A 24,818-nucleotide genomic window follows, 5' to 3' on the forward strand; every position below is an offset into this window, starting at 1 on the left:
GCTCGTGGTTCCCATCAACGAAGGTCATCGGACAGGTGCGGGGCGTACCGTGCCGGCGGCCTACTGGCCGCCCTTCTGCACGTAGGCGCGGACAAAGTCTTCGGCGTTCTCCTCGAGCACGTCGTCGATCTCGTCGAGGATCGTATCGACGTCCTCACCGAGCTTCTCCCTGCGCTCCTGCCCCGCGGCGCCGCCGCCCTCGACCTCCTCGTCGGAGTCGCCGCCGCCGTGCTTCTCGATCTTTTCCTGCGCCATACTCGCCTCCCAGCGTGTGGCCGTTGCCTTCAGCTTACCTAGCGCGACCGGCACCGGCGACCAGCCGGTAACCCGCGCGCACGTGGCTACTCGGCCGCGGTCAGCGCCTCCACCAGTTCCTCGGCCGTCTCCGACCGGTCAAGCAACTCCCCGACATGCGCCTTCGTACCACGCAACGGCTCCAGGGTCGGGATCCGGACCAGCGACTCGCGGCCCACATCGAAGATCACCGAGTCCCAGGAAGCGGCCGCGATCGACGCGGCGTACTTCTCCAGGGTCCGACCCCGGAAGTACGCCCGGGTGTCCGAGGGCGGCGTGGTGATGGCCGCCCGCACCTCGTCCTCGCTGACCAGGCGTTTCATCGAACCGCGGGTCACCAGCCGGTTGTACAGCCCCTTGCCCAGCCGCACATCCGAGTACTGCAGGTCGACCAGGTGCAGCCGGGGCGCCGCCCAGCCGAGCTGGTCGCGGGCCCGGTAGCCCTCCAGCAGCCGCAGCTTCGCAGGCCAGTCCAGCCGATCGGCACATTCCGCGGGGTCGCGGGACAGCGCGTCCAGCACCTCACCCCACAGCCGCAGCACATCCCGCGCCATGCTGTCGCCGCCGTACCGCTCGAGGTGCGCGGCCGCCATTTCGTGATAAGCGAACTGTAGGTCCAGGCCGGTGAACTTGCGGCCGTCGGCCAACGCCACCTTGGTCTTCAACGTCGGGTCGTGGCTGATCTGGTGCACCGCGCGCACCGGCTCGTCCAGCTTCAGGTCGTCGAACCGGGTGCCCGCCTCGACCATGTCCAGCACCAACGCGGTGGTCCCGAGCTTGAGATACGTCGAGTACTCGGCGAGGTTGGCATCCCCGATGATCACGTGCAGCCTGCGGTACTTGTCCGCGTCCGCGTGCGGTTCGTCCCTGGTGTTGATGATGCCCCGCTTGAGCGTGGTCTCCAGGCCGACCTCGACCTCGATGTAGTCGGACCGCTGGGAGAGCTGGAAACCCGGTTCCTCGCCCTGCGCACCCATCCCGACCCGACCCGAACCGGTCACCACCTGACGGGACACGAAGAACGGGGTCAGCCCGGCGATCACCGCGGTGAACGGGGTCGAACGCGCCATCAGGTAGTTCTCGTGCGTGCCGTAGCTGGCGCCCTTGCCGTCCACGTTGTTCTTGTACAGCTGCAGCCGGGGCTGGCCGGGCACGGTGGCCGCCTTCAGCGCGGCCTCCTCCATCACCCGCTCGCCCGCCTTGTCCCAGACGACAGCGTCACGGGGATTGGTCACCTCGGGCGCGGAATACTCCGGATGCGCGTGGTCCACGTACAGCCGCGCCCCATTGGTCAGGATGACATTGGCCGCACCGAGGTCCTCGACATCCGGGTCCTGGCCACCACCGCCGGGACCGGCGAGGTCGAACCCCCGCGCGTCCCGCAGCGGCGATTCGACCTCGTAGTCCCAGCGGGCCCTGCGCGCCCGCGGGATATCGGCCGCCGCCGCGTAGGCCAGCACCACCTGGGTGGATGTCAACACCGGGTTCGCGGTCGCGTCGCCCGGCACCGCGATGCCGTACTCGACCTCGGTTCCCATGATCCGCCGCATGTCACCACCCTACGGGGCGGACGCGCCCCGTGTCGGACGGGCCGAGGGCGTACGCTCGGGTGAGTAGTCGACGAGGAGCCGCTCATGCCAGTCGCGCCGGCCGAGGAGCTGGTCGCCGTCTACGACTCGGCCGGAACGGTCGTCGGCTCGGCACCCCGCGGCGAGGTACGGGTGCACGGCTACTGGCACGCCGCGGGCGTGGTGCTGGTCCGTTCCGGTGACGGGCAACGGGTGTACGTGCATCTGCGGGCACCGGACAAGGACGTGTTCCCCGGCGCCGAGGACTGCTGGGCGGGGGGCGTGGTCGCCGCGGGCGAGACCCCCGCCGAATGCGCGCGCCGGGAGCTGGCCGAGGAGCTCGGTATCCACGGGGTGACCCCGGCCCCGCTGTTCGTCCACGTGTTCCACGAACCACCCGTGCGCTGCCACAACTTCGCGTTCGAGGTGCGCTGGGACGGGCCGATCCGGCACCAGCCGGAGGAGATCGTGGACGGCCGGTGGATGCCGCTGGCCGAGTTGCGCTCCCTCGCCGAGGATCCGGAGGGCCCGCTGGTTCCGGACGGCCGCCTCGGCCTCCAGGAATGGTTCCGCCGGTTCGGTTGACCACCGGCTCCTAGCGTCGCAACGCCACCGCGGCGACCGGTGTGAGCCGCACCGTGGCCTCCCGCGCACGTTCCGCGGACCCGGCGTCCACCTGGACCCCCGACACGATCCGCCCACGAGCCAGCAACACGGTGCAGCGTGTCCCGACGCACCATGCCCGCTCGGCCTCCGCACCCGCCGGCGAGGTGACCGGGAACGGCTGCCCCGCCGCGCAGGCGAACGCCCCGAGCACCTCGGCCGCCGGGCGGTCCGGGTAGCCGATCACCTGCTGCCGCAGCACGGATCCGGTGGGGTACTCCCAGTGGGCTGAGCGCCGCAGCTCAGGTTCCGCGGCCCGCGGCAGCTCCGCGAGGCAACTCATCGGTCCGACGCCGTCGACCGGCTGTACCCCTTCGGCGGCCACATCGGCATCGGTGAGCACGGCCGAGCCCACCGCGTCGCGCAGGACCGTGGGCGGCGGGGCAGGCACCGCGGGGGCCGAGGTGGACGGCCGCACACTGGACGGCGCGCCGCCTGCCTCGGTGGTCTCCCGCGGGTCGTCGTAGTAGGTGTCGAGATCGTTCGGCCGGTCGGCACATCCACCGAGCCCGGCAAGCGCGACCGCCGTGACGACGATCAACCGCCCAGGACGCACCGACTCATCCCTTTCGGTGTTGTGGCCCGCGCACTACCCCAGTGAGCTGGGGCCTGACACTAATGCACACCGCGATCACTGCCACGCAAGGGCCGCCCTGCGCGCCCAGTACTCCTCGGGCACCTCGGCCAGTGCGGCAAGCCGGTCGCGCTCGGCGTCCGCCAGCGTGATCGCCTCGGCTGCCAGGTTGCCGGCGAGCTGGGCCCCGCTGGCCGGCCCGGTCAGCACCACATCCGCCCATGGCTGGGAAAGTGCCGCGGCCAGCGCGACCGCGTCCGGGGTGTCGCCCCGCGCGGTGGCGAGCTCGGCCACCGGCCCCGGCGGGTCCACCGCGAGCCTGCCGTTGGCCAGGGTCTCCTTCACCAGCACCCATGCTCCCGCCGCACGAGCCTCCGCGAGCGCGGCCCCCGCCGAGGGTTCGAGCAGGTTCCAGGTGGACTGCACGGCGGTGAACAGCCGAACGCCGGACACCTCCAACTCGAACGCCCGCCGGATCGTCTCGGGCTGCCGTGGGCCGGAGGTGGAGAAGCCGAGCCGGACGCCGGATCCGGCGAGGGCCGCCAGTTCCTCCAGCAGCCTCCGATCGGTGAACAGCGGGCTGTCCGAGGTCAGCGAATGGACCTGGTAGAGGGAGATCGCGTCGCCGAGCAACGACCGGCTTTCCCGCCACTGCGCCAGAAACCGGTCGGCCGAATGTTCCTTGGCCTCGTGCACCGGGGCGTCCAGCCGCCAGTCCCCCACGTAGGCATAGCCCCACTTGCTGGAGATCACCAGGTCCTGGTGGCCACGCTCGGCCAACCACGCACCGAGGAACTCCTCGGCACGTCCGTACGAGCGGGCCACATCGATATGCCGGATGCCGGCGGCGTAGGCCTGGTCGAGCAGCGCATGGGTGACCGCCCGCAGCGCGGTCACGGAACGCGACGCCGGCAGTTCGGCCACCCGGCCGAGGTTGATGTACGCGGGCCTGCCTACGGCGGCGAGCCCCAGCCCGATGGCGGTCACCATGGGCAGCACGTTATCGCAGCGATCCTTCCTCTTCTGTGCGGTGTTGGAGGTGAGTCGCGGTTTGCTGTGGGGGTGAGGATGTCCTGCCAAAAGAGGGACTGTATAAGTCGTTATACGATAACCAGTCGTGGGTGGGCGCAGAACCATCCGTGCTCGCCCACGGCTGAACCGGCTCCGCCTCCCCGGTGCGCCGGGCAGGCTGTGGGCCTTGGATTCAGCGGCGACGTGGTCGACTTCTATCACCGGTACCGGCGCGGCTACCCCGCCGCCGTCTTCGACACCCTGGCCGACGAGTTCCGTCTGTCCACCGCCGATCTCGCCGCAGATCTGGGCTGCGGGACCGGCCAGCTGACGTGCTCGCTGGCCACGCGGGTGGCCGGCGTGATCGGCGTCGACCCGGAACCGGACATGCTGGCACGAGCACGCCGGGCCGCGACCGAGCGTGGGATCGGCAACATCGGCTGGTTACTCGGCGCCGACACCGACCTTCCCGCGCTGCGGGCGTTGCTCGGTTCGCGCCGGCTCGGCTGCGTCACGATCGGCCAGGCGCTGCATTGGATGGACCACGAGCGGTTGTTCCCGGAACTGGCGGGCATGGTGCGGCCGGGCGGCGGCGTCGCCGTACTCACCAACGGCACCCCGCTGTGGCTGCAGTCCAGCTCCTGGTCCCGCGCCCTGCGGGACTGCCTGGAACGGCTGCTCGACACCGAGCTCACCCGCACCTGCGGCACCGACGAGCCCAGTCAGCGCGGGTACCGGGACGCGATGGTCGCCGCCGGCCTGACCGTCCGCGATGCCCGGGTCGACTATCACGCCGAGCTGGATCCGGAGCAGATCGTCGGCGGCGTGTACTCGGCGATGGCGGCCGACCAGCTCCCCTCCCCCGCCCGCCGACCGGAGTTCACCAGGCGGATCGAGCGTGCGTTACGTCCGTACGCGCCGTTCGTCGAGCAGGTGGAAGTGCGGTTGTTGCTGGGACGAACCCGAAGCGGCGACGTATAGGGGATTCGGCGACGCAGCAAGGGGCGGCACGCTGGCATCCTCGCGTAACCACTGTCGCGTGTTCGTTCGTCCGCCTTGAACGCTGGTGACGGTATGTGGACCCCCAGGTGGGGTGTGACGTTGTGGAGAGTGCCGAACAGCGCACACAACACCGGGCCCGCGCTGGGAGCGTGAGCTCGCGGGGCAACACACAGACGAACCAACGATGAAACGGATCTCCATCCATCGTGAGCATCAACTGGATCACACGTGCTGAGACCAGCGCCGACATCCCCACCACTCGCGATATCGGCCACGCGCTGCTGACCCGCTGCCACATCGACGACACCCGGCCCTGTGCCTGGGTCCCGTCGCCGTCTGGCCCGAGTACCAGAAGGCCGGCGCCGGCTCCGCGGCAATCCGCGCCTCGTTGCAGGCCGCCAGGGAGCTGGGCGAGTACTTCGTCACCGTCCTCGGACACCCGACGTGCTACCCGCGGTTCGGCTTCACTCGCGCTTCCCGGTACGGCATCGGGCTCAGCATCGACGTCTCGGACGAGGCCATGACGGCCCTCACCCTCGACGCCGACCACCCGCTGCCCAGCGGCACCGTCCGCTACGCCGCACCGTTCGGCATCCAAGGCGTGTCTCCTCAATAGTTGCTGGGGTGCGAGTGCGTACGCCACGCCGCGTCCGGAACATGAGGACTACCTGTGCGAGCCGAGAGCTCGCACCGATGAGTTCCCTGCGTCGCGCCTGTCTATACGTCTCGGACCGACTGACGGAAGGATGGCGCCATGCGGAAACTGATCTACGGTATGAACCTGAGCCTGGACGGCTACATCGCCACGGCCGGCGGCGACCTTGGCTGGAGCGGGCCGAGTGACGAGCTGTTCCAGTGGTGGCTCGAGCGGGAGCAGGCGATCGACCTGTTCCTGTACGGGCGCAGGCTGTGGGAGACGATGAGTTCCTACTGGTCGACCGGTGACCAGCAGCCGGGCGCCACTCCGGCGGAGATCGAGTTCGCGCGGAACTGGCGGGACACGCCGAAGGTGCTGTTCTCCTCCACGACGATCGACAAGGTCGACTGGAACACCCGCATAGTGACTGGCGACGCGATCGCCGAGATCACCCGGCTCAAGGCCGAGGACGGCGGGCCGATGAGGGTCGGTGGTGCAACGCTGGCCGGGGCAGCCATGCGGGCTGGCCTGGTCGACGAGTACGAGATCGTCACCCATCCGGTCCTGCTGGGCGGCGGCACGCCGTTTTTCACCACGCTGGACAGCTGGGTGAACCTGAACCTGGTGGAGACGCGGGCGTTTCCCGGTGGGATGGTCCTGACCAGGTACGAGAGGCATTGAGCGCGATTCCGCTGCGCGGGTCAGAACTCGCCCGCGAGATCACGGCATGATGTGCGCGGGTGAGGTCGTCGCGGTTTCAGTCATCGTCCGATGAGCGGTGGGAGCGGATCGAGCCGTCGCTGCCCTCGAACGAGGGGCGTCGTGGTCGCCCGTTTCATCATGACCGGAGGGCCGTCGAGGGGATCGTCTACCGGTAACCGGACCGGGATCCCGTGGCGGGACCTGCCTCGCGAGCCGTTCGGTTGAGTTTGGCCTCGTCGATGCGGTCGTTGAGGTTGGCGATGATCTCGACCAGTCGTGGGCGGGCGGTTGGGTCCAGGCAAAGGCTGGGGCAGCGGATGCGGGCTTAACCGAGATGATCTTGGAGTAGGTTCGCGTCCAGGTCGGAAGCGTGTGGTAGCGCAGGGTGATCATTGGAATCTTCACGGAGCATGACACTCGGGCGTGTCGCGGCTGCTGCAATGCAGCGCAAGGTGGCAGCCTGGCTGTACCGCTTCGCGGCAGATCCGGGCGGTCTGACGATTTCAGCGACGCGGGTGATTCGAACGACCTGGCGTCGCCCCGCGGTGGATCGGTGTCGCCGCCTCTCGGATCTGGTCGCGCTATCGGGGGGTCAACACACAGAACTCGTTGCCATCGGGATCGGCCATCACCACCCAGCTGACCTCGCCCTGGCCGATGTCGGTCCGAGTCGCCCCGAGCGAGACGAGACGGTCGACCTCCGCTTGCTGATCACCGTCAACAGGTGGAGCGAGGTCGAAATGCAGCCGGTTCCTCCCGGTCTTCGGCTTCAGTGGCGGACCGCCCCAGGTGATCTTCGGACCACCGCGCGGCGAGCGGATCGCGGTCTCTTGGTCCTGGTCCCAGACCATCGGCCAGCCCAGCGCTTTGCTCCAGAAGTATCCGACGTCCTGCGAACCGTCGCACGCAAGCGCTCCGATGAATCCGCAGTCGGCAAGGAAGTTGTTGCCCGGCTCGATGACGCAGAACTCATTGCCTTCGGGGTCGGCGAGCACCACATGACCCTCCTCCGGGCGTTGACCGATGTCGATATGCCGGGCACCAAGTCCGAGCGACCTCGCCACCGTCTGCTGCTGGTCCTCGAGGGATGTGCTCGTCAGATCGAAGTGCATCTGGTTCTGGCCGGCCTTCTGCTCCTGGGTCGAAACAAATCGGATCCGGAACCCGGTGTCATCGCTCGGCAGGAGCGCGATGCCGTCGTGGGCGCCGGCCATCTCCCAGCCCAGGACGCCGGCCCAGAAGCGCGCGAGACGAAGCGGGGCGTTCGCATCAAAGCAGACCGCGAGGAGGTTAGAAGTCATCCCGTTCCCCATCTCCGATTTGCTGACTCACGGCCGCAGACAGGGCACGCACCCCTGCCCATGAGGAAGGCAACGCTAAGCGCTCGGGGACTGCCACGCAACGCAATTAAGGCAGAGGACGGTCCTGAGCACGAGCGTGTGCGTGTCGCCGCCCACCGAGACCTGGTGACAGATCTTAACCGAAATGATCTTGAACGGTGGGGTTCGCCGCAATGCGGAGTCTGACTCACGGAGGGTGACCAGAAAGAATCTTGTGTTGATGTGTCCTCGGGCGTGTCGCCCGAGGACGATGGCCAGGGCTGTTCAGTCTGGGCTGGACCGGCCGGTTGAGGTGCGGATGTCGGGCATGCCGAGGAGGGCAGCGTTGCTGGGGGCGGCGAGGTCGCGCATCGTTTCCAGTTTTTGCGCCGCAGCGGCCATGGTGGTTTCGATCGCGGCGACCTCGCCGAGCCAGCCTTGGTCCTTGGCCTCCTGAAGCCGGTCCACGAGAGTGGCGTGGATTTCGACCAGCCGTGGCATTTGAGCCGGGTCGACCCGGAGTAGTGGGCATCTGACGCAGGCGTTTTCGTGCGCACAAGGGGTTCCGTGGTCGCGGCCGCATGTTCCGAGAGCCACTTTTCGCAGCGCGAAGTGGGCGAGAAAGTCGTCCCATTCTCCGGCGGTGAGGTCGCGGTATTCCTCGCTGGGCCGCTCGGCTCGGCGTCGGGCGACGAACGCTCGATGGTGCGCGATCACGTCCTCGGGTAGATCGCCGCGTATCCCATCGTTGTGTCCACAGTAGAATGACCGCAGACCTTGGCCGCAATGTGCGGCGGCAATCCGGAGCGGATAGCGTCGGTGACGAAGATCCTTCTGAAATCGTGGGGGCGCCACTCCAGCGGCCGGTCGGCGCCGGTGATCTGGGCGGCCTGCGACGTGGCGACGAGGCACTCTCGGAGGTAGCTGCGGGTGAGTGGCCGGTCCTCGGTGCCGAAGCGCCATTGGAACAGGAACGGCATCGGCGGGCTCCAGGTCTGCTCGAACACGTCGCAGGCGGACACGAGTGGCAGCGCGGCCTTGCCCGCCCGGCCCCGGAAGATGATCGCGGTCAAGACCTCCCCGAGCCCGGGCGAGACCAGAAGTAGCCGCTCCGCGTCGGTCTTGGATGTTCCAGCATCTCCTCGATGCGGATTCCGTTGTGCCGCAACACTTCCACGGTTACCCATGACCAGAACGCGGCCGATTCCTCGTGGGTGAGGTCCCGCCGCCGGTCGGTGGCCAGGTCGACAGCGTAGACCCGGCCGGACCCACCTTGGCGGCACCGCTGAAACTCCTGGCCGCCGGCGGTGAACCGGCCTCCGGCGGCGATGGTCCCGGCGGTGTTGATGTGTGCTTCGGCGTCCTTGCGTTGCCGCTCGGCGGCGCGCAGCAACGCGGGCAGCAGCGGCAGCCGGGTCCTGGTCCGCTGGTCCATCCGCGCTTTGACCCGCGAGTTGGCCTTCTTCAGGGTCACCTCGGCGGCCTTGATGGGGCATGGCACCACCCAGCGCGCCCATCGTGCTGGATCGTCGGCGGCCCATCGGGCGATGGAACTCAGCGAGGTGTGATCGAGTTCGGGGGATCGCTCGGTGAGGTACTCGACCAGCAGATCGCGGACGGGCTGGCACTCGATGCCGTAGCCGTCGACGATCTGCTCGACGCTGCGGCGTCCGTCCAGCCGCAGCACCCGCAACCGCTCGGGCGCCGCCGCCGGGAGCACGCCAGTCTTTTTCAGCAGCGCGTAGAACAGCGGCCTGCCTGCGCTGCCCGGAAATGGTGCTCCTGCAACGCTTTCGTCAGCTCGACGCAGTCGCCGACGGTGATGTCGCGGACGAGGCCGCCCTTGCGGATCACGATCCAGGTGACCTTGTTCAGCGCGTCTGACCTGGCCCAGCCCGCCGCATCGTCGGCATGGGATTCAAGGCTCCGGAAGCCGTCGGGGTCGATGGCCGCGCGGGCCTCGGCGAGCATCACCACGTCATCGAACACCTTCACACCACCTTCTCGATCAAGGTGTGTGAGGTCTACCGATCAACATCAGCCGTGTGCGTCGGCTACCCCGGCGTGTCGCCCCGTAGTCCGGTCGATAGATCTCCCGCATTCCGATGCCGCCCCATCAACTCGAGGAACTGCTCGGAGTTCAGCACCTGCCGGTGCAACTTTTCCAGCCTCGCGGCCGGTGCCCGCACGTACCCCTTACCGAAGACGGGAGCGATCTGCCGCAGGCTGGCCCCGGCCTCGCGGGCGGCGAGCAGGGTCCAGTCCGAGGCGTTCGCGCAGGCCGTCGAGGCCTGTCGCAACTCGCCGAGCAGGGCGATCAGGTCTTCCGGTGACACCTCCCCCGCGCGCGCCGCCTCGGCCGTGTCCTCCAGCCAGGTCAGTACCTCGGCGGCGGTGATCGGCGCGCGCGGGGAGGTGTGCTGCACATCGTCCATAGCCGGAGCGTATAGGACGTTATACGATGGGATGGGGCGACACGCCGCGGTACTACCCCGCTCGGATGTGGTCGCGTACCCAGACCCCGGCCGGCTTCAACGGGCCGGTGCCGGTCCACGGTCCCCCCGCCGAGCAGGTGCCCTTCTCGAAGACCGCGCCGGAACGGTGGTCATCGGAGAAGTTCCAGTTCACCCAGCTGATCTTCCGCTGCGCCATCAGGTCGAGGTATCGCTGCGCCATCCCAAAGTCGTTGCCGCCGTCCCCGGAGTAGGTCTGGGTACCGAACTCCGTGACGAACACCGGCAGCTCCCTGGCCGCCCTGGCGAGCGTGTCCAGGTAGTGGTCGCCGTGTGAGGCCGCATAGAAGTGGAAGGTGTACATGATGTTCTCCGCCCGCACCGGGTCGGCGATGATCTCGCTCTCGTCGCCTCCCTCGGACACGCCAAGGGAGGACCAGCCACGGGTGCCGACCAGCACCACGGCGTCCCGGTCCTGCGCCCTGATCACCGGGATGACCTCCTCGGCGTAGCCGCGGATACGCGACCAGCTCACCCCACTCGGCTCATTCGCGATCTCGTAGAGCACGTTGTCCTTGTCCCGATGCCTGCCGACGATCTCGGTGAAGAAGGTGCGAGCCCGGGAAAGGTTGTGGTACGGGTCGCCGGGACTGAGCATGTGCCAGTCGACGATCGCGTACATGCCGCGCTCGGTCGCCTCCTCGACGAACCGGTCGACCAGGTCGGTGAACCCGCGTGGATCCGTCTCGTAGCCGCCTTCCTGGATGTACATCGACAGCCGAAGGACGTCCGCCCGCCAGTCCCCGGCAAGGGCGTCCAGCGAGCCGTCGGTCACGCAGTGGGCGTACCACTGCAACCCGTGCGTGCTCATCCCCCGCAGCTGCACCGGTTCGCCACCGCTGTCGCACAGCCGAACGCCGCACACCGACAGCTTCCCGTTGGCCGCGACGGCACTCTCCCCCGCGACCGCAGCGGTGTCGTCCGGTGCGGCTTGGGCGATCGTGCCGGGCAGGATGACCACCGCGGCCAGCGCGGCGAGTGTGCGCATGCGCGTCTGCCACCTCATCAGTTCCTCCTCACGCAGGGACCACACCCGGGGGGGCGTGGCTGGAGTGCACTGGCGGCGGAATCGCGCAGGATCCTCATTTGTAAAGGTTCCTACCCAATAAGCAGAGGTTAACCACCCCGTGGATGACCGTCAAGATGTCCGGATACGCGAACGGGCCCGGCTCCCGCGTGGGGAACCGGGCCCGAGACGGCAGCTCAGAGGTACTGGCCGGTGTTGCTCGCGGTGTCGATCGCCCGACCGGAGTCCTGGTTCTTGCCGGTGACCAGGGTGCGGATGTACACGATCCGCTCGCCCTTCTTACCGGAGATCCGGGCCCAGTCATCGGGGTTGGTGGTGTTCGGCAGGTCCTCGTTCTCCGCGAACTCGTCCACGATCGCGTCCAGGAGGTGCTGAACCCGCAGCCCGGGCTGCTTCGTCTCCAGCACCGACTTGATCGCCGACTTCTTCGCCCTGTCCACGATGTTCTCGATCATCGCGCCGGAGTTGAAGTCGCGGAAGTAGAGCACCTCCTTGTCCCCGTTGGCGTAGGTCACCTCGAGGAACCTGTTGTCGTCGCTCTCCTCGTACATCCGCTCGACCGTGTGCTGGATCATCGCGTCGAACGTGGCCTTGGTGTCGCCGCCGAACTCAGCGAGGTCGTCGGCGTGCACGGGCAGGCCGTCCTGCAGGTACTTGGAGAAGATGTCCTTGGCGCCTTCGGCGTCCGGACGCTCGATCTTGATCTTCACATCCAACCGGCCGGGACGCAGGATCGCGGGGTCGATCATGTCCTCCCGGTTGGATGCGCCGATCACGATCACGTTCTCCAGCCCCTCGACACCGTCGATCTCGGAGAGCAACTGGGGAACGATGGTCGTTTCCACGTCGGAGGAGACCCCGCTGCCGCGGGTCCGGAAAATCGAGTCCATCTCGTCGAAGAACACGATCACCGGGGTACCTTCGGAAGCCTTCTCCCGTGCCCGCTGGAAAATCATCCGAATATGCCGCTCGGTCTCGCCGACGAACTTGTTGAGCAGCTCGGGGCCCTTGATGTTCAGGAAGTACGACTTGGCGTCGGCACCCTTTCCGCCGCCTTCCCCGCGCGTATCGGCGACCTTCTTCGCCAGCGAGTTGGCGACGGCCTTGGCGATGAGCGTCTTCCCGCACCCGGGAGGGCCGTACAGCAACACACCCTTGGGCGGCCGCAGCTGATACTGGTAGTACAGGTCGGCGTGCAGGAACGGCAGCTCCACGGCGTCCCGGATCTGCTCGATCTGCCGGGAGAGGCCACCGATGTCCTCGTAGCGGACGTCCGGCACCTCCTCCAGCACGAGGTCCTCCACCTCGGCCTTCGGCACCCGCTCGTATGCGTAGCCCGCCTTCGAGTCCACCAGCAGGGAGTCACCCGGCTTGAGCGTCTCGTCCACCAGCGGGTCGGCGAGCCAGACCACCCGTTCCTCGTCCGCGTGGCCGACCACCAGCGCACGGGACGGGCCGCCTTCGACCTCCGGGAGCAACACCTCACGCAGGCCGCAGACCTCACCCGTGCGCTCGAACTCGCCGCCCTCGACCACGGTCAGCGCCTCGTTCAGCCGGAGGACCTGCCCTCGTCGTAGCGACTCGACCTCCACCGCGGGTGATACGGCCACCCGCATCTTCCTGCCCGCGGTGAACACGTCGACAGTCTTGTCCTCGTATGCCGCGATGAACACGCCGTAACCGCTCGGCGGTTGCGCGAGCCGATCGACTTCCTCCCGCAGCGCCAGCAGCTGGCCTCGCGCCTCACGCAGGGTCTCGACCAGCTTGTTGTTCCGTTCGGTGAGCTGGCTCACGCGTTCCGAAGCCTCGGCGAGCCGCTGCTCCAGCACGCGGTTCTGCCGTGGCGAGTCGGTCAGCTTGCGCCGCAGCAGCGCGACCTCTTCCTGCAGGAACCGGATTTGCCTCGCCTGCTCGTCGGGAGACGCATCCGCGGCTCCCGACGCTCCGGTACCGTTCGGATCTGAAGGGTCAGCCTCCTCGTGCCGACCTCCGGGAAGGTCTTGTTGCATCTCGGCACCTCCTCGGAATGCATTTCTTCCCACGGTACCGGCGATCACCGACAAGGAAAGCCCTATCCGCATCACAGGATCGGCGCGTCGCGGTCGCGAGCAGGTCCATCCGGCCACGCAAGAGGCCATCCCGGTACGACCCGCCCGGGCGCGCCCGCTACGGTGCGTTGGCACGACGGCAGGCAGCCACGGGGCAGCCAGGCAGTGACCAGGGACCAAGGCCAGGGACCAACCGAGGAGTCGGACCGGACAAAACGCCCACTGGGGGAACTCGAGCGGGCCGGTGAGGTGACCCGAACCGGCACGTGCCCGCCCGTGGGCACGCTAGCATCGGGCCCTCATCCGCCCAGCGGAAGCGGGATCCCGCAGATGTCGCACGAGCGAGTAAGGGTAGTAAGGGGCAGACATGACCTATCCGCCGCAACCACCCGGCCCGCAGGGCCCGTACGGGCAGCCCGGCCAGCCGGGGCAGCAACCAGGCGGATTCCCGCCCAGCGGGCCTCAGCCGCAGCAGCCACAACCCGGCGGCTACCCCGCGGATCCCACCCAGCAGTACGGGCAGCCGTACCCGACGCAGCAGTTCGGCCAGCCCGACCCCTACGGCCAGCAACAACCCGGCTACGACCCGTACGGACAACAACCAGGCGGCTACCCCGGCGGCCCCGGCGGACCACCACCCAAGAAAAAGACCGGACTCATCGCCGGACTCGCCATCGCGGGCGTCCTCGTCATCGGCGGCGCCGCCGCCCTCATCATCTGGCTCACCGGCAAGGACGACGAAGGCGCCGACAACCAGAACCAGGCGCAGCCGAACCAGACCACCGAGCAGGCACCCACCACGGACGGCACCGGCTCCCAGCAGATCCCGGCGCCGAACCCGGACGACGGCGACGGCGACGCCAGTACGGCTCCATCCGGTACCGGTTCGCCCGGCGGGGACTCCGACAGCGGATCCGGTGGCTCCGCCGAGGACGTCGCGCAGGTGCGCACCCTCGGCGAGCAGGCGGCCGAGGCGATCAACAACAAGGACGGCAACCTGGCCAGGCAGATCACCTGCAAGCCCGAGAACGTCAACGACGACGCCTTCAACGCGAACCTGACGGCGCGGGTGGTCGGGGATCCGACGATCGACGGCGACAGCGCGGAGATTCCGTTCGAGATCACCATCCAGGACCAGACCGAACGAAACACCTTGAAGGCCGCGAAGACCTCCGGCCGGTGGTGCATCTCCGGCTGAGCCTACCCGTCCGCGCCCTCTCGCAAGGAGCTGACCAGCGATGACCTACCCGCCGCAGCAGCCGGGTCCGTACGGCCGGCCGGATCCCTACGGTCAGCAGGGTCCTTATGGGCAGCCACCGCAGCCGGCCCCGCGGCCGCAACCCGGTGGCGGTCACCCGTACCCGCCGCAGGGCCAGCCCCCGTACGGGCAGCCGTACCCGACGCAGCAGTTCGGCCAGCCCGACCCCTACGGCCAGCAACAACCCGGCTACGACCCGTACGGACAACAACCAGGCGGCTACCCCGGCGGCCCCGGCGGACCACCACCCAAGAAAAAGACCGGACTCATCGCCGGACTCGCCATCGCGGGCGTCCTCGTCATCGGCGGCGCCGCCGCCCTCATCATCTGGCTCACCGGCAAGGACGACGGAACATCGGACGCCGATGACCCGGCGGCGGCCCCACCCGGGACGAGCACGGCCGCCCCGCCCACGAACCAGCCGGGGCCGAGCCAGGACACCGCCACCCCTGAGGCCGGCGGCGACGCCCAGGTCACCGCTCAGCTTGCCGAGAACTACGCCAGCGCGCTGACCAGCGGGCAGAGCGGCAACCTCGCCCCCATGGCGTGCAAGAAACCGACCGAGGAGCAGGCGGCACGATTCGACGCGGCCGCCCGCATCGAGAAGGCGGTGTTCACGGTAAAGCAGCCGCCGACAGTTCAGGGAAGCAGCGCCACGGGGATCATGACCGGCAAGAGCCCCAGGGAACAGAAGGATTTTCCGTTCAAGCTGAAGAAGCAGGGCGACCAATGGTGTGCGGACTACAACTGGGAGGCGGTTCCCGAGCAGTCGCCGAACAGTCCGCAAACCAGTACTCCCGGATGAGCGGCTTCGACAGCGGACGGCCGCAGCCTGACGGCCTGGTGCGAGGGGCCTGGTACGACGACCAGGACGACCAGGACGTCATCCACGTGAACTCGGGCGGCGGCGTGGCCGCGGTGGGGTCACCCCGTCCGCGAGCCTGCGGGTGATCAGCAGGAACGCGGTGTGCGCCACCATCCGGTGTTCGGGACGCACCGCCAGCCCCACCGCGTGCCACGGGCGCATCAGCGTCTCCCAGGACTGCGGCTCGGTCCAGCATTGCTGCTCCCGCAACGCCTCGGTGACCGAGGAAAGCTGGGTCACGGTGGCGACGTAGACCACCAGCACGCCGCCGGGCACCAGGTTCTCCGCCACCGTGGGGAGCATGTCCCACGGCGTGAGCATGTCCAGCACCACACGGTCCACCTCGCCGGTGTGCGCGGAAAGGTCGCCGACCCGGAACGTCCAGTTCGGCGGGAGCTCGCCGAAGAACGTCCGCACGTTGCGGGTGGCGTACTCGGCATGGTCCTCGCGCACCTCGTAGGAGGTCACGCCGCCCTCCGGGCCGACGGCCCGCAACAACGAGCAGGTCAACGCGCCGGAACCGGCCCCGGCCTCGAGCACCCTGGCGCCGGGGCGGATGTCGCCCCACATCACGATCTGGGCGGCGTCCTTCGGGTAGATCACCTGCGCGCCCCGCGGCATGGACAGCACGTAGTCCGCCAGCAGCGGGCGAAACGCCAGGTAGCTGGTACCACCGACCGAGGTGACCACCGAGCCCTCCGGCTTGCCGATCAGGTCGTCGTGTGCAAGGGCACCGCGGTGCGTGTGGTACTGGCCGCCGTCAGCGAGTACCAGTGTGTGGTGCCGTCCCTTGGGGTCGGTCAACTGCACCCGGTCACCGGCACGAAACGGTCCCCCTGCGGACACGACACCTCCACGATCACGCGAACAAACCAGCGCTTGATCGTCGCAGATCGCGCCGCCGTGTCCTCAGCCGGGACGGCGGCCGGACGCCAGCGCGGCGCGCAGGTCGTCCCGGTGCAGCACGCCGGACGGCCGCCCCTCCTCGTCCACCACCAGGAACTGCCACGCCGGGGTGTCCCGGACCCGTTCGGCCACCTCCTCCCCCGGCTCCGAGGACAGCAACACGGTCTCCGCGCTGATCGGCTCGGCGGCCAGTTCGGCGGGAGCCTGCGGGGTGCCCTCGGCCAGTTGCTCCGCGGCCCGCTCGTCCAGCAGCCCGGCGGCCACGCCGTCGGCACGCACCAGCACCACGCCCCGGCCCGCGGCCGCGGCCAGCGCGTCGGCCACCGGGCTCTCCGCGGGCAGCTGGAGCACCGGGCGGACCAGGTCGGTCAGTTCCAGGCCGTCCGGCCAGCTCCGGCGGCCCTCCTGGGCCAGTTCCCTACTCGCCCCGATCGCCACGAACCAGGCGGTCACCACGCAGACCCCCAGCCTCAGCCAGCGGTCCGGGCTACCGGTCGCCAGCCCCCACAGCGCCCACACCAGCAGCCCCGCGGCCACCACCCCGCCGCCGACCACCGCGGCCCTGGTGCCGCGCTCCCGGGTGCCGGTGAGTGACCACACCCCGGCCCGCAACAGCCTGCCGCCGTCCAGCGGCAGGCCCGGCAACAGGTTGAACACCCCGACGGCCAGGTTCGCCACCGCACACTGCGCGACCAGCAACCACACCGGCCCGCCGGAGGGCACCGCGAGCAGCAGCAGGGCACACAGCGCGGCCAGCAACAGGGACACCACCGGCCCCGCCCCGGCGACCAGCCCCTCATGGCGGGGCTGCCGCGGGGTGCGGGAGACCTCGGACAACCCGCCGAGCAGGAACAACCGCAGCCTGCGCACCGGGATCCCGAGGCGCAGGGCCACCACACAGTGGCCGAGCTCGTGCGCCAGCACCGACAGCCCGAGCAGTACCGCGAACGCGGCCGCCAGCGTCCAGGACGCCCCCGCGCTCGCACCCGGCAGCAACTCGTCCACCAGCGGGGCGTAGAGCACCACGATCAGCAGCGAGCCGATCCACCAGGACGGGGCGAGCAGCACCGGGACGCCGTCGACCCGGAACAGCAGTAACCCGCCGTCCACGGCGGCCCGCCTCCCGGAGCCCCCCGGCCTGTGTTCGCTGCTCGCGGCCATTCGTCCAGGGTAAGAGGTCTGGTGTGCGAACGGGGTGATGCGCGCCGGACGCGTGTGGTGTCGGTGCTCTGGCCTAGGGTGCACGGCATGGCAGGCACACAGACAGCGATCGAGCCATCGCCGACGGACGAACCGCCACGAGGCCGCCGCCCCGCGCTTTCCCCGTCTCGCGCGGCCGACTTCAAGCAGTGCCCGCTGCTCTACCGGTTCCGCGCGGTCGACCGGATCCCCGAGGCACCGAGCAGGGCGCAGCTCCGGGGCACGCTGGTGCACTCCGTGCTGGAGAAGCTGTTCGCCCTGCCACAGGCCGAGCGGGTGCCGGAGAAGGCGAAGGAACTGCTCGAGCCCGCGTGGGCCGAGCTGTCCGAGGAACGTCCGGAATGGACCGAGCTGTTCCCGGACGAGGACCAGGAGGAAATCTCGAGCTGGCTGGACTCCGCGGCGAAGCTGGTGGACTCCTATTTCGGCCTCGAGGACCCGCGGCGGCTCGACCCGGAGGCCTGCGAGGTGCATGTGGAGACCGAGTTGGGCTCCGGGGTGCTGCTGCGCGGCTACATCGACCGGTTGGATGTCGCGCCGACGGGTGAGATCCGGGTGGTGGACTACAAGACCGGCGCGGCGCCGAGGGAGATCGGCGAGGCCAAGGCGATGTTCCAGATGAAGTTCTACGCCGTGGTGCTGTGGCGGCTGCGTGGCGTCGTGCCCCGCCAGCTCAAGCTGATGTACCTCACCGATGGGCAGGCGCTGGCCTACACCCCGGACGAGCCCGAGCTGCGCCGGTTCGAACGCACCCTCGAGGCGATCTGGCAGGCCATCCTCCGCGCCGGCCGGACCGGGGACTTCCGGCCGAGCCCGAGCAAGCTGTGCGGCTGGTGCGACCACCAGTCCCGGTGTCCCTCGTTCGGCGGGACCCCACCGGAGTACCCGGGATGGCCGGAACCGGACGCAGGCGACGAGAGCCCGCTCGATCGTGCCGACTGACCGCGAGCCCGGCGCGTTCTACCTCGCGCGCGGACAGGACCGGTACCGGCCCACCAAGCACACGGCCGGGCCGTGGGACCCGAACGCGCAGCATTTCGGGCCACCCTCCGCCCTGCTGGTGCGCGCGCTGGAGGACCTCCCGACCGACCGGGAGCGGCAACTCGCCAGGGTGACCGTGGAGATCCTCGGACCGGCGCCGCTGGCCGAGCTCACCGTGCGAGCCCGGGTGGAACGTCCTGGCCGCTCGGTCGAGCTGCTCGCCGCCGAACTGGCCGCGGACGGCCGCACGGTGGCCCGCGCGACCGCATGGCGGATCACCGCCTCGGACACCGCGGCCGTGGCCGCGGGTGCCGCCGAACCGATCCCACTGCCCGCCGATTCCACGGCGGCCTGGCCACCGGGTTTCCACGGTGGCTACATCGACGCCATGGAGTGGCGTGTCGTGGCGGGCGGGCTGGACCGGCCGGGGCCCGCGACGGTGTGGGTGCGGCAACGAGTGGCCCTTGTCGAGGGCGAGCGACCTACCTCACTGCAACGGCTGTTCGCGATGGCCGACTCCGGCAGCGGGGTGTCCAACCGGCTGGACCCGAGGCAGTGGTTGTTCATCAACTCCGAGCTGACCGTGCACCTGCACCGCCTGCCGTCCGGGTCCTGGACCGGGATGGAAGCCGACACGATCATCGGCCCTTCCGGCCTGGGGACCGCGAGCACCCGACTGTATGACGCTTCCGGGCAGATCGGGACCGGTGCGCAGGCGTTGCTCGTCCGGACACGCTGAGCGCCTCCCGGCGGAGTGCGGCACGATCTACTAACCTGCCTGCACAACCAACAGCGTGGAGTTCCGTGGCATGCAGATCACCTCGGTGGTCAACCAGAAGGGCGGGGTCGGCAAGACCTCGCTCAGCGTCGGGCTAGCGGCCGCACTGGCGGAACGCGGTCGGCGGGCCCTGCTCGTCGATCTCGACCCGCAGGGCCACGCCACCACGGAGTTGCTCGGGCTGCCCGAACCACCCCCGCAGGCGCCGACCCTCGCCAAGGCCCTCACCAAAATGTGGAAGGGCCCGGTCGAGGAGCTGGTGGTACCCCATCAGCGGTCCAACATCGCGCGAGGTGGGGCGCTCGACGTGATCCCGACCTCGCCGGGCATGTTCGACCTGATCCGGCGGCTCGACCAGTTCCGGGTGCCCGGCTGGCAGCTTGCCAGGGTCATCCAGTTCGCCAACTACGACCACGTGATCATCGACTGCCCACCCGCGCTGGATGTGCTCACGAACAATGCGATCGTGGCCACCCACGGGATCCTGGTTCCGGTGCAGCCGGACCGGACCAGCATCAGGGCGCTGCGGCTGATGCGCGAACAGATCAGCTACGTGGAGACGATGGTGAACCGGCCACCGGTCGCCTACTACGGGCTGGTTCCCGGCCTGTACCGCAGGCCGATCTCCTCCTACGCGCTGGCCGCGCTGAACGACCTGCAGGGGTTCGGCCTCCCGATGCTTGCACACGTGCCCCTCGGGGTGGTGATGAACGAGGCGGCCGCACGGGGCATGCCGGTCACCACCTTCGCCCCGGAGACGGTCCAGGCGGTGGCCTTCCGGCAGATCGCCCACGCCGTCGAACTGGCCGGGGCACAGCAGTCCGCACCGCCGCCGATCCCCGCCGAGCACGAGGACGACTTCGTGTTCGAGGACTTCATCGCCTCGGTCTCGCACGCTCGGGACGTCAACGACAACGGCTCCCGCCGCAAGCTCTACGACCTGATGCCGAAACGACCCCGCCCACCGCGCTGACCGGCTGCCCCTGCCGCGCCGCGGTCACAGCCTGCAGGACCGGATATCGGAGGCCAGCACCGCCTTCGCGCCGAGTTCGGCCAGCTCGTCCATGATCTGGTTGGCCTTCTTCCTCGAGACCATGGCACGGACGGCCACCCAGTCCGCATCGGCCAGCGGGGCGACCGTGGGCGACTCCAGGCCCGGGGTGACCGCGATGGCCTTGTCCAGCAGTTCGCGGGGGCAGTCGTAATCCAGCATCAGGTACTGCTGCGCGAACACCACACCCTGCAGCCGCGCGGTCAGCTGGGCCTTCGGTTTGGTCTGCTCGCCGTCGGTCTGCCGGATCAACACCGCCTCGGACACGCAGATCGGGTCCCCGAAGGCCACCAGATCATGCTGGCGCAACGTGCGGCCCGAGCCGACGACATCCGCGATCGCGTCCGCCACGCCGAGCTGCACGGAGATCTCCACGGCCCCGTCCAGGCGGATCACCTCGGCCTCCACCCCGCGCCGGGCCAGGTCGTCACGCACCAGCCGAGGGTAGGAGGTGGCCAGCCGCTTGCCTGCCAGAGCGGAAATCGTCCAGTCCCGGCCGACGGGTGCCGCGTAGCGGAACGTGGAGCCGCCGAACCCGAGTTCCAGCAACTCGGTCACCGGCGCACCGGAGTCCAGCGCGAGATCCCGGCCGGTGATGCCGAGATCGAGCTCACCGGAACCCACATACAGCGGGATGTCCTTGGGGCGCAGGAAGAAGAACTCGACCTCGTGCACGGTGTCGAGCACCGTGAGGTCGCGCTGCTCATGCCGCTGCCGGTAACCGGCCTCGGCCAGCATCGCCGAGGCGGCCCCGGCGAGCGCCCCCTTGTTCGGTACCGCGACACGCAGCATTTCCTACCTCACAGGTAACGGTAGACGTCCTCGGCCGAGATGCCGCGGCCGAGCATGAGCACCTGCACTCGATACAGCAGCTGGGACATCTCCTCCGCCAGCCGTTCGTCGGACTCGTACTCGGCGGCGATCCACACCTCACCCGCCTCCTCGAGCACCTTCTTGCCCTGGGCATGCACGCCCGCGTCCAGCGCCGCGACCGTGCCCGAGCCCTCCGGGCGGCTCCTGGCGCGCTCGGCAAGCTCCGCGTACAGCTCGTCGAAGGTTTTCACGAGCGCTGATCCTTTCATCTGTCCCGGTCAGCCCGCCGACTGGCCCAGGACGCTAAGCCGCCGGTCACGTCCGGTACACCCTTGACAGCCATCCATAACACTGTTACTAATGACGTAACGGTGTTATTATTGCTCTTCTCGCCCCGGAGGCCGCCGATGACCACCAGCACGCAGTCCACGTTCACCACCGGCCTGCGCACCCTCGACCGGGAACGGGTGGTGGACGCGCTGCCCGTGTCCGGAGAGCTGCCGCACTGGCTGAACGGCTCCCTCATCCGCAACGGCCCCGCCGCCTTCGACTGGCGCGACGGCTCGTTCCGGCACTGGTTCGACGGTCAGGCCATGCTGCACCGGTTCGAACTCGACAACGGCCGGGTCGGCTACCGCAACCGGTACGTGGACACCCCGAGCAGCAGGTCGGTCCGGTCGGACGGTCGGATCGCCTACAGCGAGTTCGCCACCGACCCGTGCCAGTCGTTGTTCAGCCGCTTCTTCACGCAGTTCCGCCGGGTCGCCGTGCCGAACCCGAACGTCAACGTGCAGCTCGGCGGCGAGCACGCCGTGGCCCTCACCGAGCTGCCGCTTCCCGTCGAGTTCGACCCGGAGACCCTGGAAACCCTGCGCGTATCCGGCTACCAGGACTCGCTGCGCGGCAACGTGACCACGGCACACCCGCATGCCGACCCCACCACCGGGGACCTGGTCAACTACCTGCTGCGGTTCGGCCGGACCAGCGCGTACCAGGTGTACCGGCAGGCGGGCGGCAACCGCCGCGAGCTGATCGGCACGGTACCCACGGACAGGCCGGGCTACCTGCACAGTTTCGCCGTCACCGAGCACCACGTGGTGCTGATGATCTTCCCGCTGGTGGTCAACCCGCTGTCCTTCCTGCTGCGCAACCAGCCGTTCATCGCCAACTACCGGTGGCGTCCGGAGCTGGGCACCCGGATCGTCGTGCTCGACTCGCGCACCGGCGCGATCCGCACCGACACCAGCACCGAGCCGCTGTTCTCGTTCCACCACATCAACGCCTTCGAGGAAGGTGACACGGTCGTCCTCGACCTCAGCCAGTACCACGACGCCACGATCGTGGACGCGCTGTACCTGGACCGCCTGCGCGCGGGCGAGGGCATCCCGCCGGCCCGGCCCGTGCGGCACCGGGTCGAACTCGACTCGGGTCGGGTGCGGTCCACCAGGCTGTCCGAGGAACCGCTCGAGCTGCCCACCATCGACTACCGGCGGCGCAACGGCCGCCCCTACCGCTACACCTACGGCGTCGGTGCCGACCGTGGTGCGGCCGAGCTCGCCGACTTCTTCAACCAGCTGGTCAAGCTCGACACGCGCACCGGTCGCACGATCGTGTGGCGCGAGCCGGGCACCTACCCCGGGGAGCCGGTGTTCGTGCCGGCGCCGAACGCGACCGAGGAGGACGAGGGCGTGGCGCTGTCGGTGGTACTCGACCCGGCCGCGGACCGGTCGTTGTTGGTGGTACTGGACGCTCGCTCGTTCGGCGAACTGGCCAGGGCCGAGGTTCCGCACCCGATTCCGTTCGGCTTCCACGGCCAGTTCACCCGCGCCAGGTGAACTGGACCACTTCCGGCCCGAGCAGTTGACCTACCGTTCCCGGTGCACTTGACTTCTTTTCCGAACCGCACACCGGAACGGAAAGAAGTGGTATGCACAGCGACCAGTTGCCAACCGGAAACGACGGCGTGGCCTCGTCCCGCCGACGCGAACTGGAGATCGAGCTACCCCGGCGGTCCGAGCACATCGACCAGGACGCCGAGTACTGCTCGGTTTTCCTGGACGGGAACTGGCGCAAGATCCGCTTTCACGACTACGCGGAGATCTACCGCATTCCGGGACTCTACGAGCAGTTGTTCCACGATATTCTGGACTGCCGATCCCCCGATGTCGTCGGCAAGCTGTTGAAGGAGGAACTGCAACGGCAGAACGTGGACGCGGCCTCGTTGCGCGTGCTCGACCTCGGTGCGGGCAACGGCCTGGTCGGGGAACAGCTACGCAACATCGGCGCCGGTCACCTGGTCGGCGTGGACATCATTCCCGAGGCGGCCGAGGCCGCGCGGCGCGACCGTCCGCGGGTGTATGACGCCTACCACATCGCCGATGTGGTGACCCCGCCTGCGGAGGTGGACGGCGCGCTGCGCTCGGCCGAGCTCAACACCCTGTGCTGCGTCGCCGCGCTCGGTTACGCCGACATCCCTCCCGCCGCTTTCCGCGCCGCCTTCAACCGGATCAGCGAGGGCGGCTGGATCGCGTTCACCATCAAGGACCGGTTCCTCTCGGCGGAGGACACCTCGGGGTTCGCCCGCCTGGTCCGGGCCTGCGAGGAGCACGGCCTGCTGCAGCCGAGGTCCACCGAACGCTACCGGCACCGGGTCGACGTGCGCGGCGAGCCGCTGCACTACGTGGCGATCGTGGGCACCAAGCACGCCGACATCCCGGTCGATCTCCTGCCCTGACGGCCGGCTCAGCCCGCCTCGGGCAGGCAAGCGGCCAACGTGCCGACGTCCACACCCACCAGCGAGCCGCGAAAGACCCGCCGCTCACCGGGCTCCACCGCCACGTCGTTCGGCACCACCAGCACGGCGCACCCCGCGGCCACCGCCGACTCCGCGCCGGGTGGCGAGTCCTCGACGGCGACGCAGCGGGTCGGGTCCACGCCGAGCCGCCGCGCGGCGAGCAGGTAGGGCGCCGGGTGCGGCTTGTTCTGCCCGCCCACCTCGTCACCGCAGACGGTGGTGTCGAAGAACTCTCGCCCGATCGTGTTCAACGCGAGCTCGGTCAGTGCCCGCTCGGTGGAGGTGACCAGCGCGGCCGGGATCCCCGCCGCGCGCATGGCGACCAGCGCGTCCCGGGCACCGGGACGCCACGGCAGCTCGTCGGCGAACAGGGTGGCCGTGCGTCGCCGGATCCCCTCCCCCAGCTCGGCGATCGCGCTCGGGGTGCGCTCCCGCCCCGCCAGCTCGAGGAGATACCGCGCGGTACTGTCCATGTTGGACCCGACGAGGCTCGCTCGCTGCTCGTCGGTGAGGGTGCCGCCGAGCCGCTCGACGGTCTCGTACAGCGCCACGTCCCACAGCTTCTCCGAATCCACCAGCGTGCCGTCCATGTCCCACAGCACGGCGGCCGGCACGGTGGCTTCGCCGTCCACAGCGGACGGTTCGGTCACGATTGCTCTCCCAAGGTCGTCGGTTCAGGCCGCGCATGGCCGCATACTGAGCGTGTCCGGCCCCCGCCGGCCCGGACACGCCCCGGGTGAGCAGGGCCGCGAGCAGCGGGTAGGGGGCAGTCCGGCACGCCTACCAGCCTACGGGTCTCCGGCGGGTTCGCCGG

General features: G+C 69.2%; 28 protein-coding genes. 11 read left to right on the plus strand and 17 right to left on the minus strand.

Annotation, left to right across the window (positions count from 1 at the left end):
- Window positions 1-60: 60 nt before the first annotated feature.
- Together FB471_RS01845 and dop are read right to left on the minus strand one after the other, a co-directional pair.
- A complete protein-coding gene (locus FB471_RS01845) occupies window positions 61-255 on the minus strand; it encodes a ubiquitin-like protein Pup (protein ID WP_141995625.1) in 195 nt (64 codons plus the stop codon).
- Window positions 256-341: 86 nt separating this feature from the next.
- Window positions 342-1,844, minus strand: coding sequence for a depupylase/deamidase Dop (dop, locus tag FB471_RS01850; protein ID WP_141995626.1), 1,503 nt, complete (start codon window positions 1,842-1,844; stop codon window positions 342-344).
- An 84-nt stretch (window positions 1,845-1,928) separates the two neighbouring features.
- On the opposite strand from dop, the gene FB471_RS01855 reads away from it, so the two are divergent.
- A complete protein-coding gene (locus FB471_RS01855; protein WP_141995627.1) occupies window positions 1,929-2,447 on the plus strand; it encodes an NUDIX domain-containing protein in 519 nt (172 codons plus the stop codon).
- 10 nt (window positions 2,448-2,457) lie between these two features.
- Here FB471_RS01855 and FB471_RS01860 read toward each other — a convergent pair whose 3' ends face one another.
- Together FB471_RS01860 and FB471_RS01865 are read right to left on the minus strand one after the other, a co-directional pair.
- Window positions 2,458-3,081, minus strand: coding sequence for a hypothetical protein (locus tag FB471_RS01860; protein WP_141995628.1), 624 nt, complete (start codon window positions 3,079-3,081; stop codon window positions 2,458-2,460).
- Between the two features lie 75 nt (window positions 3,082-3,156).
- Window positions 3,157-4,089, minus strand: a complete 933-nt coding sequence (locus FB471_RS01865; RefSeq protein ID WP_141995629.1) for an aldo/keto reductase — start codon at window positions 4,087-4,089, stop codon at window positions 3,157-3,159.
- A gap of 201 nt (window positions 4,090-4,290) precedes the next feature.
- On the opposite strand from FB471_RS01865, the gene FB471_RS34785 reads away from it, so the two are divergent.
- The 3 genes from FB471_RS34785 (at window position 4,291) to FB471_RS01880 (ending at window position 6,430) form a co-directional block, all read left to right on the plus strand.
- A complete protein-coding gene (locus tag FB471_RS34785) occupies window positions 4,291-5,091 on the plus strand; it encodes a class I SAM-dependent methyltransferase (RefSeq protein ID WP_141995630.1) in 801 nt (266 codons plus the stop codon).
- A 409-nt stretch (window positions 5,092-5,500) separates the two neighbouring features.
- A complete protein-coding gene (locus FB471_RS34790) occupies window positions 5,501-5,728 on the plus strand; it encodes a hypothetical protein (protein ID WP_246076203.1) in 228 nt (75 codons plus the stop codon).
- Window positions 5,729-5,866: 138 nt separating this feature from the next.
- The gene (locus FB471_RS01880) at window positions 5,867-6,430 is read left to right on the plus strand and encodes a dihydrofolate reductase family protein (RefSeq protein ID WP_141995631.1); all 564 of its coding nucleotides are present in this window, start codon (window positions 5,867-5,869) and stop codon (window positions 6,428-6,430) included.
- Window positions 6,431-7,032: 602 nt separating this feature from the next.
- Here FB471_RS01880 and FB471_RS01895 read toward each other — a convergent pair.
- From FB471_RS01895 to arc, 8 genes are all read right to left on the minus strand, one after another.
- Window positions 7,033-7,752 carry a VOC family protein gene (locus FB471_RS01895; RefSeq protein WP_141995632.1) on the minus strand — a complete coding sequence of 240 codons (720 nt, stop codon included), beginning with the start codon at window positions 7,750-7,752 and terminating at the stop codon, window positions 7,033-7,035.
- A gap of 303 nt (window positions 7,753-8,055) precedes the next feature.
- Window positions 8,056-8,271 carry a hypothetical protein gene (locus tag FB471_RS01900; RefSeq protein WP_141995633.1) on the minus strand — a complete coding sequence of 72 codons (216 nt, stop codon included), beginning with the start codon at window positions 8,269-8,271 and terminating at the stop codon, window positions 8,056-8,058.
- A 212-nt stretch (window positions 8,272-8,483) separates the two neighbouring features.
- Window positions 8,484-8,843, minus strand: coding sequence for a site-specific integrase (locus FB471_RS33915; protein WP_170220668.1), 360 nt, complete (start codon window positions 8,841-8,843; stop codon window positions 8,484-8,486).
- Window positions 8,840-9,490, minus strand: a complete 651-nt coding sequence (locus FB471_RS33920) for a hypothetical protein (protein WP_170220669.1) — start codon at window positions 9,488-9,490, stop codon at window positions 8,840-8,842. Before FB471_RS33920 ends, FB471_RS33915 begins: the two co-directional genes overlap by 4 nt.
- A gap of 11 nt (window positions 9,491-9,501) precedes the next feature.
- The gene (locus FB471_RS01910) at window positions 9,502-9,765 is read right to left on the minus strand and encodes a hypothetical protein (RefSeq protein ID WP_141995635.1); all 264 of its coding nucleotides are present in this window, start codon (window positions 9,763-9,765) and stop codon (window positions 9,502-9,504) included.
- Between the two features lie 59 nt (window positions 9,766-9,824).
- Entirely contained in the window at window positions 9,825-10,205 is a 381-nt protein-coding gene (locus FB471_RS01915; protein ID WP_141995636.1) for a hypothetical protein, read from the minus strand.
- A gap of 52 nt (window positions 10,206-10,257) precedes the next feature.
- The gene (locus tag FB471_RS01920) at window positions 10,258-11,289 is read right to left on the minus strand and encodes a glycoside hydrolase family 5 protein (protein ID WP_141995637.1); all 1,032 of its coding nucleotides are present in this window, start codon (window positions 11,287-11,289) and stop codon (window positions 10,258-10,260) included.
- Between the two features lie 197 nt (window positions 11,290-11,486).
- Complete coding sequence (gene arc, locus FB471_RS01925; RefSeq protein WP_141995638.1) at window positions 11,487-13,319, minus strand: proteasome ATPase; 1,833 nt, start codon at window positions 13,317-13,319, stop codon at window positions 11,487-11,489.
- Between the two features lie 406 nt (window positions 13,320-13,725).
- On the opposite strand from arc, the gene FB471_RS01930 reads away from it, so the two are divergent.
- Complete coding sequence (locus FB471_RS01930; protein ID WP_141995639.1) at window positions 13,726-14,556, plus strand: hypothetical protein; 831 nt, start codon at window positions 13,726-13,728, stop codon at window positions 14,554-14,556.
- 40 nt (window positions 14,557-14,596) lie between these two features.
- Window positions 14,597-15,421 (plus strand): hypothetical protein, encoded by an 825-nt coding sequence (locus tag FB471_RS01935; protein WP_141995640.1) that lies wholly within the window; start codon window positions 14,597-14,599, stop codon window positions 15,419-15,421.
- Window positions 15,422-15,499: 78 nt separating this feature from the next.
- Here FB471_RS01935 and FB471_RS01940 read toward each other — a convergent pair whose 3' ends face one another.
- Both FB471_RS01940 and FB471_RS01945 read right to left on the minus strand, forming a co-directional pair.
- The gene (locus FB471_RS01940) at window positions 15,500-16,327 is read right to left on the minus strand and encodes a tRNA (adenine-N1)-methyltransferase (protein ID WP_141995641.1); all 828 of its coding nucleotides are present in this window, start codon (window positions 16,325-16,327) and stop codon (window positions 15,500-15,502) included.
- Between the two features lie 63 nt (window positions 16,328-16,390).
- Window positions 16,391-17,548 carry a site-2 protease family protein gene (locus FB471_RS01945; RefSeq protein WP_141995642.1) on the minus strand — a complete coding sequence of 386 codons (1,158 nt, stop codon included), beginning with the start codon at window positions 17,546-17,548 and terminating at the stop codon, window positions 16,391-16,393.
- An 87-nt stretch (window positions 17,549-17,635) separates the two neighbouring features.
- Here FB471_RS01945 and FB471_RS01950 point away from each other — a divergent pair, with 87 nt between their 5' ends.
- From FB471_RS01950 to FB471_RS01960, 3 genes are all read left to right on the plus strand, one after another.
- Window positions 17,636-18,529, plus strand: coding sequence for a RecB family exonuclease (locus FB471_RS01950; protein ID WP_141995643.1), 894 nt, complete (start codon window positions 17,636-17,638; stop codon window positions 18,527-18,529).
- Window positions 18,519-19,307 carry a thioesterase family protein gene (locus tag FB471_RS01955; RefSeq protein ID WP_141995644.1) on the plus strand — a complete coding sequence of 263 codons (789 nt, stop codon included), beginning with the start codon at window positions 18,519-18,521 and terminating at the stop codon, window positions 19,305-19,307. Before FB471_RS01950 ends, FB471_RS01955 begins: the two co-directional genes overlap by 11 nt.
- Window positions 19,308-19,377: 70 nt before the next feature.
- Window positions 19,378-20,319, plus strand: coding sequence for a ParA family protein (locus FB471_RS01960; protein WP_141995645.1), 942 nt, complete (start codon window positions 19,378-19,380; stop codon window positions 20,317-20,319).
- Between the two features lie 24 nt (window positions 20,320-20,343).
- Here FB471_RS01960 and hisG read toward each other — a convergent pair whose 3' ends face one another.
- A complete protein-coding gene (gene hisG / locus FB471_RS01965) occupies window positions 20,344-21,189 on the minus strand; it encodes an ATP phosphoribosyltransferase (protein WP_141995646.1) in 846 nt (281 codons plus the stop codon).
- 8 nt (window positions 21,190-21,197) lie between these two features.
- A complete protein-coding gene (locus tag FB471_RS01970) occupies window positions 21,198-21,461 on the minus strand; it encodes a phosphoribosyl-ATP diphosphatase (RefSeq protein WP_141995647.1) in 264 nt (87 codons plus the stop codon).
- Window positions 21,462-21,617: 156 nt separating this feature from the next.
- On the opposite strand from FB471_RS01970, the gene FB471_RS01975 reads away from it, so the two are divergent.
- Together FB471_RS01975 and FB471_RS01980 are read left to right on the plus strand one after the other, a co-directional pair.
- Window positions 21,618-23,045 carry a carotenoid oxygenase family protein gene (locus FB471_RS01975; protein WP_141995648.1) on the plus strand — a complete coding sequence of 476 codons (1,428 nt, stop codon included), beginning with the start codon at window positions 21,618-21,620 and terminating at the stop codon, window positions 23,043-23,045.
- Between the two features lie 92 nt (window positions 23,046-23,137).
- On the plus strand, window positions 23,138-23,944 hold the full coding sequence (locus FB471_RS01980) for a class I SAM-dependent DNA methyltransferase (RefSeq protein WP_141995649.1): 807 nt from the start codon (window positions 23,138-23,140) through the stop codon (window positions 23,942-23,944).
- 8 nt (window positions 23,945-23,952) lie between these two features.
- On the opposite strand, the gene FB471_RS01985 is transcribed toward FB471_RS01980, so the two are convergent.
- On the minus strand, window positions 23,953-24,654 hold the full coding sequence (locus tag FB471_RS01985) for an HAD family hydrolase (RefSeq protein WP_281287379.1): 702 nt from the start codon (window positions 24,652-24,654) through the stop codon (window positions 23,953-23,955).
- Between the last annotated feature and the right edge of the window lie 164 nt (window positions 24,655-24,818).

It is taken from the genome of Amycolatopsis cihanbeyliensis, from assembly GCF_006715045.1.
Taxonomy (GTDB): domain Bacteria; phylum Actinomycetota; class Actinomycetes; order Mycobacteriales; family Pseudonocardiaceae; genus Amycolatopsis; species Amycolatopsis cihanbeyliensis.

Excerpts from the sequence above, each read along its gene's own strand:
- FB471_RS01845 (WP_141995625.1), bottom strand. The coding sequence starts at position 255 with ATGGCGCAGGAAAAGATCGAGAAGCACGGCGGCGGCGACTCCGACGAG.
- dop (WP_141995626.1), bottom strand. The coding sequence starts at position 1,844 with ATGCGGCGGATCATGGGAACCGAGGTCGAGTACGGCATCGCGGTGCCG.
- FB471_RS01855 (WP_141995627.1), top strand. The coding sequence starts at position 1,929 with ATGCCAGTCGCGCCGGCCGAGGAGCTGGTCGCCGTCTACGACTCGGCC.
- FB471_RS01865 (WP_141995629.1), bottom strand. The coding sequence starts at position 4,089 with ATGGTGACCGCCATCGGGCTGGGGCTCGCCGCCGTAGGCAGGCCCGCG.
- FB471_RS01880 (WP_141995631.1), top strand. The coding sequence starts at position 5,867 with ATGCGGAAACTGATCTACGGTATGAACCTGAGCCTGGACGGCTACATC.
- FB471_RS01895 (WP_141995632.1), bottom strand. The coding sequence starts at position 7,752 with ATGACTTCTAACCTCCTCGCGGTCTGCTTTGATGCGAACGCCCCGCTT.
- FB471_RS01900 (WP_141995633.1), bottom strand. The coding sequence starts at position 8,271 with ATGCCACGGCTGGTCGAAATCCACGCCACTCTCGTGGACCGGCTTCAG.
- FB471_RS01915 (WP_141995636.1), bottom strand. The coding sequence starts at position 10,205 with ATGGACGATGTGCAGCACACCTCCCCGCGCGCGCCGATCACCGCCGCC.
- FB471_RS01920 (WP_141995637.1), bottom strand. The coding sequence starts at position 11,289 with ATGAGGTGGCAGACGCGCATGCGCACACTCGCCGCGCTGGCCGCGGTG.
- arc (WP_141995638.1), bottom strand. The coding sequence starts at position 13,319 with ATGCAACAAGACCTTCCCGGAGGTCGGCACGAGGAGGCTGACCCTTCA.
- FB471_RS01930 (WP_141995639.1), top strand. The coding sequence starts at position 13,726 with ATGACCTATCCGCCGCAACCACCCGGCCCGCAGGGCCCGTACGGGCAG.
- FB471_RS01935 (WP_141995640.1), top strand. The coding sequence starts at position 14,597 with ATGACCTACCCGCCGCAGCAGCCGGGTCCGTACGGCCGGCCGGATCCC.
- FB471_RS01945 (WP_141995642.1), bottom strand. The coding sequence starts at position 17,548 with ATGGCCGCGAGCAGCGAACACAGGCCGGGGGGCTCCGGGAGGCGGGCC.
- FB471_RS01950 (WP_141995643.1), top strand. The coding sequence starts at position 17,636 with ATGGCAGGCACACAGACAGCGATCGAGCCATCGCCGACGGACGAACCG.
- FB471_RS01960 (WP_141995645.1), top strand. The coding sequence starts at position 19,378 with ATGCAGATCACCTCGGTGGTCAACCAGAAGGGCGGGGTCGGCAAGACC.
- hisG (WP_141995646.1), bottom strand. The coding sequence starts at position 21,189 with ATGCTGCGTGTCGCGGTACCGAACAAGGGGGCGCTCGCCGGGGCCGCC.
- FB471_RS01975 (WP_141995648.1), top strand. The coding sequence starts at position 21,618 with ATGACCACCAGCACGCAGTCCACGTTCACCACCGGCCTGCGCACCCTC.
- FB471_RS01980 (WP_141995649.1), top strand. The coding sequence starts at position 23,138 with ATGCACAGCGACCAGTTGCCAACCGGAAACGACGGCGTGGCCTCGTCC.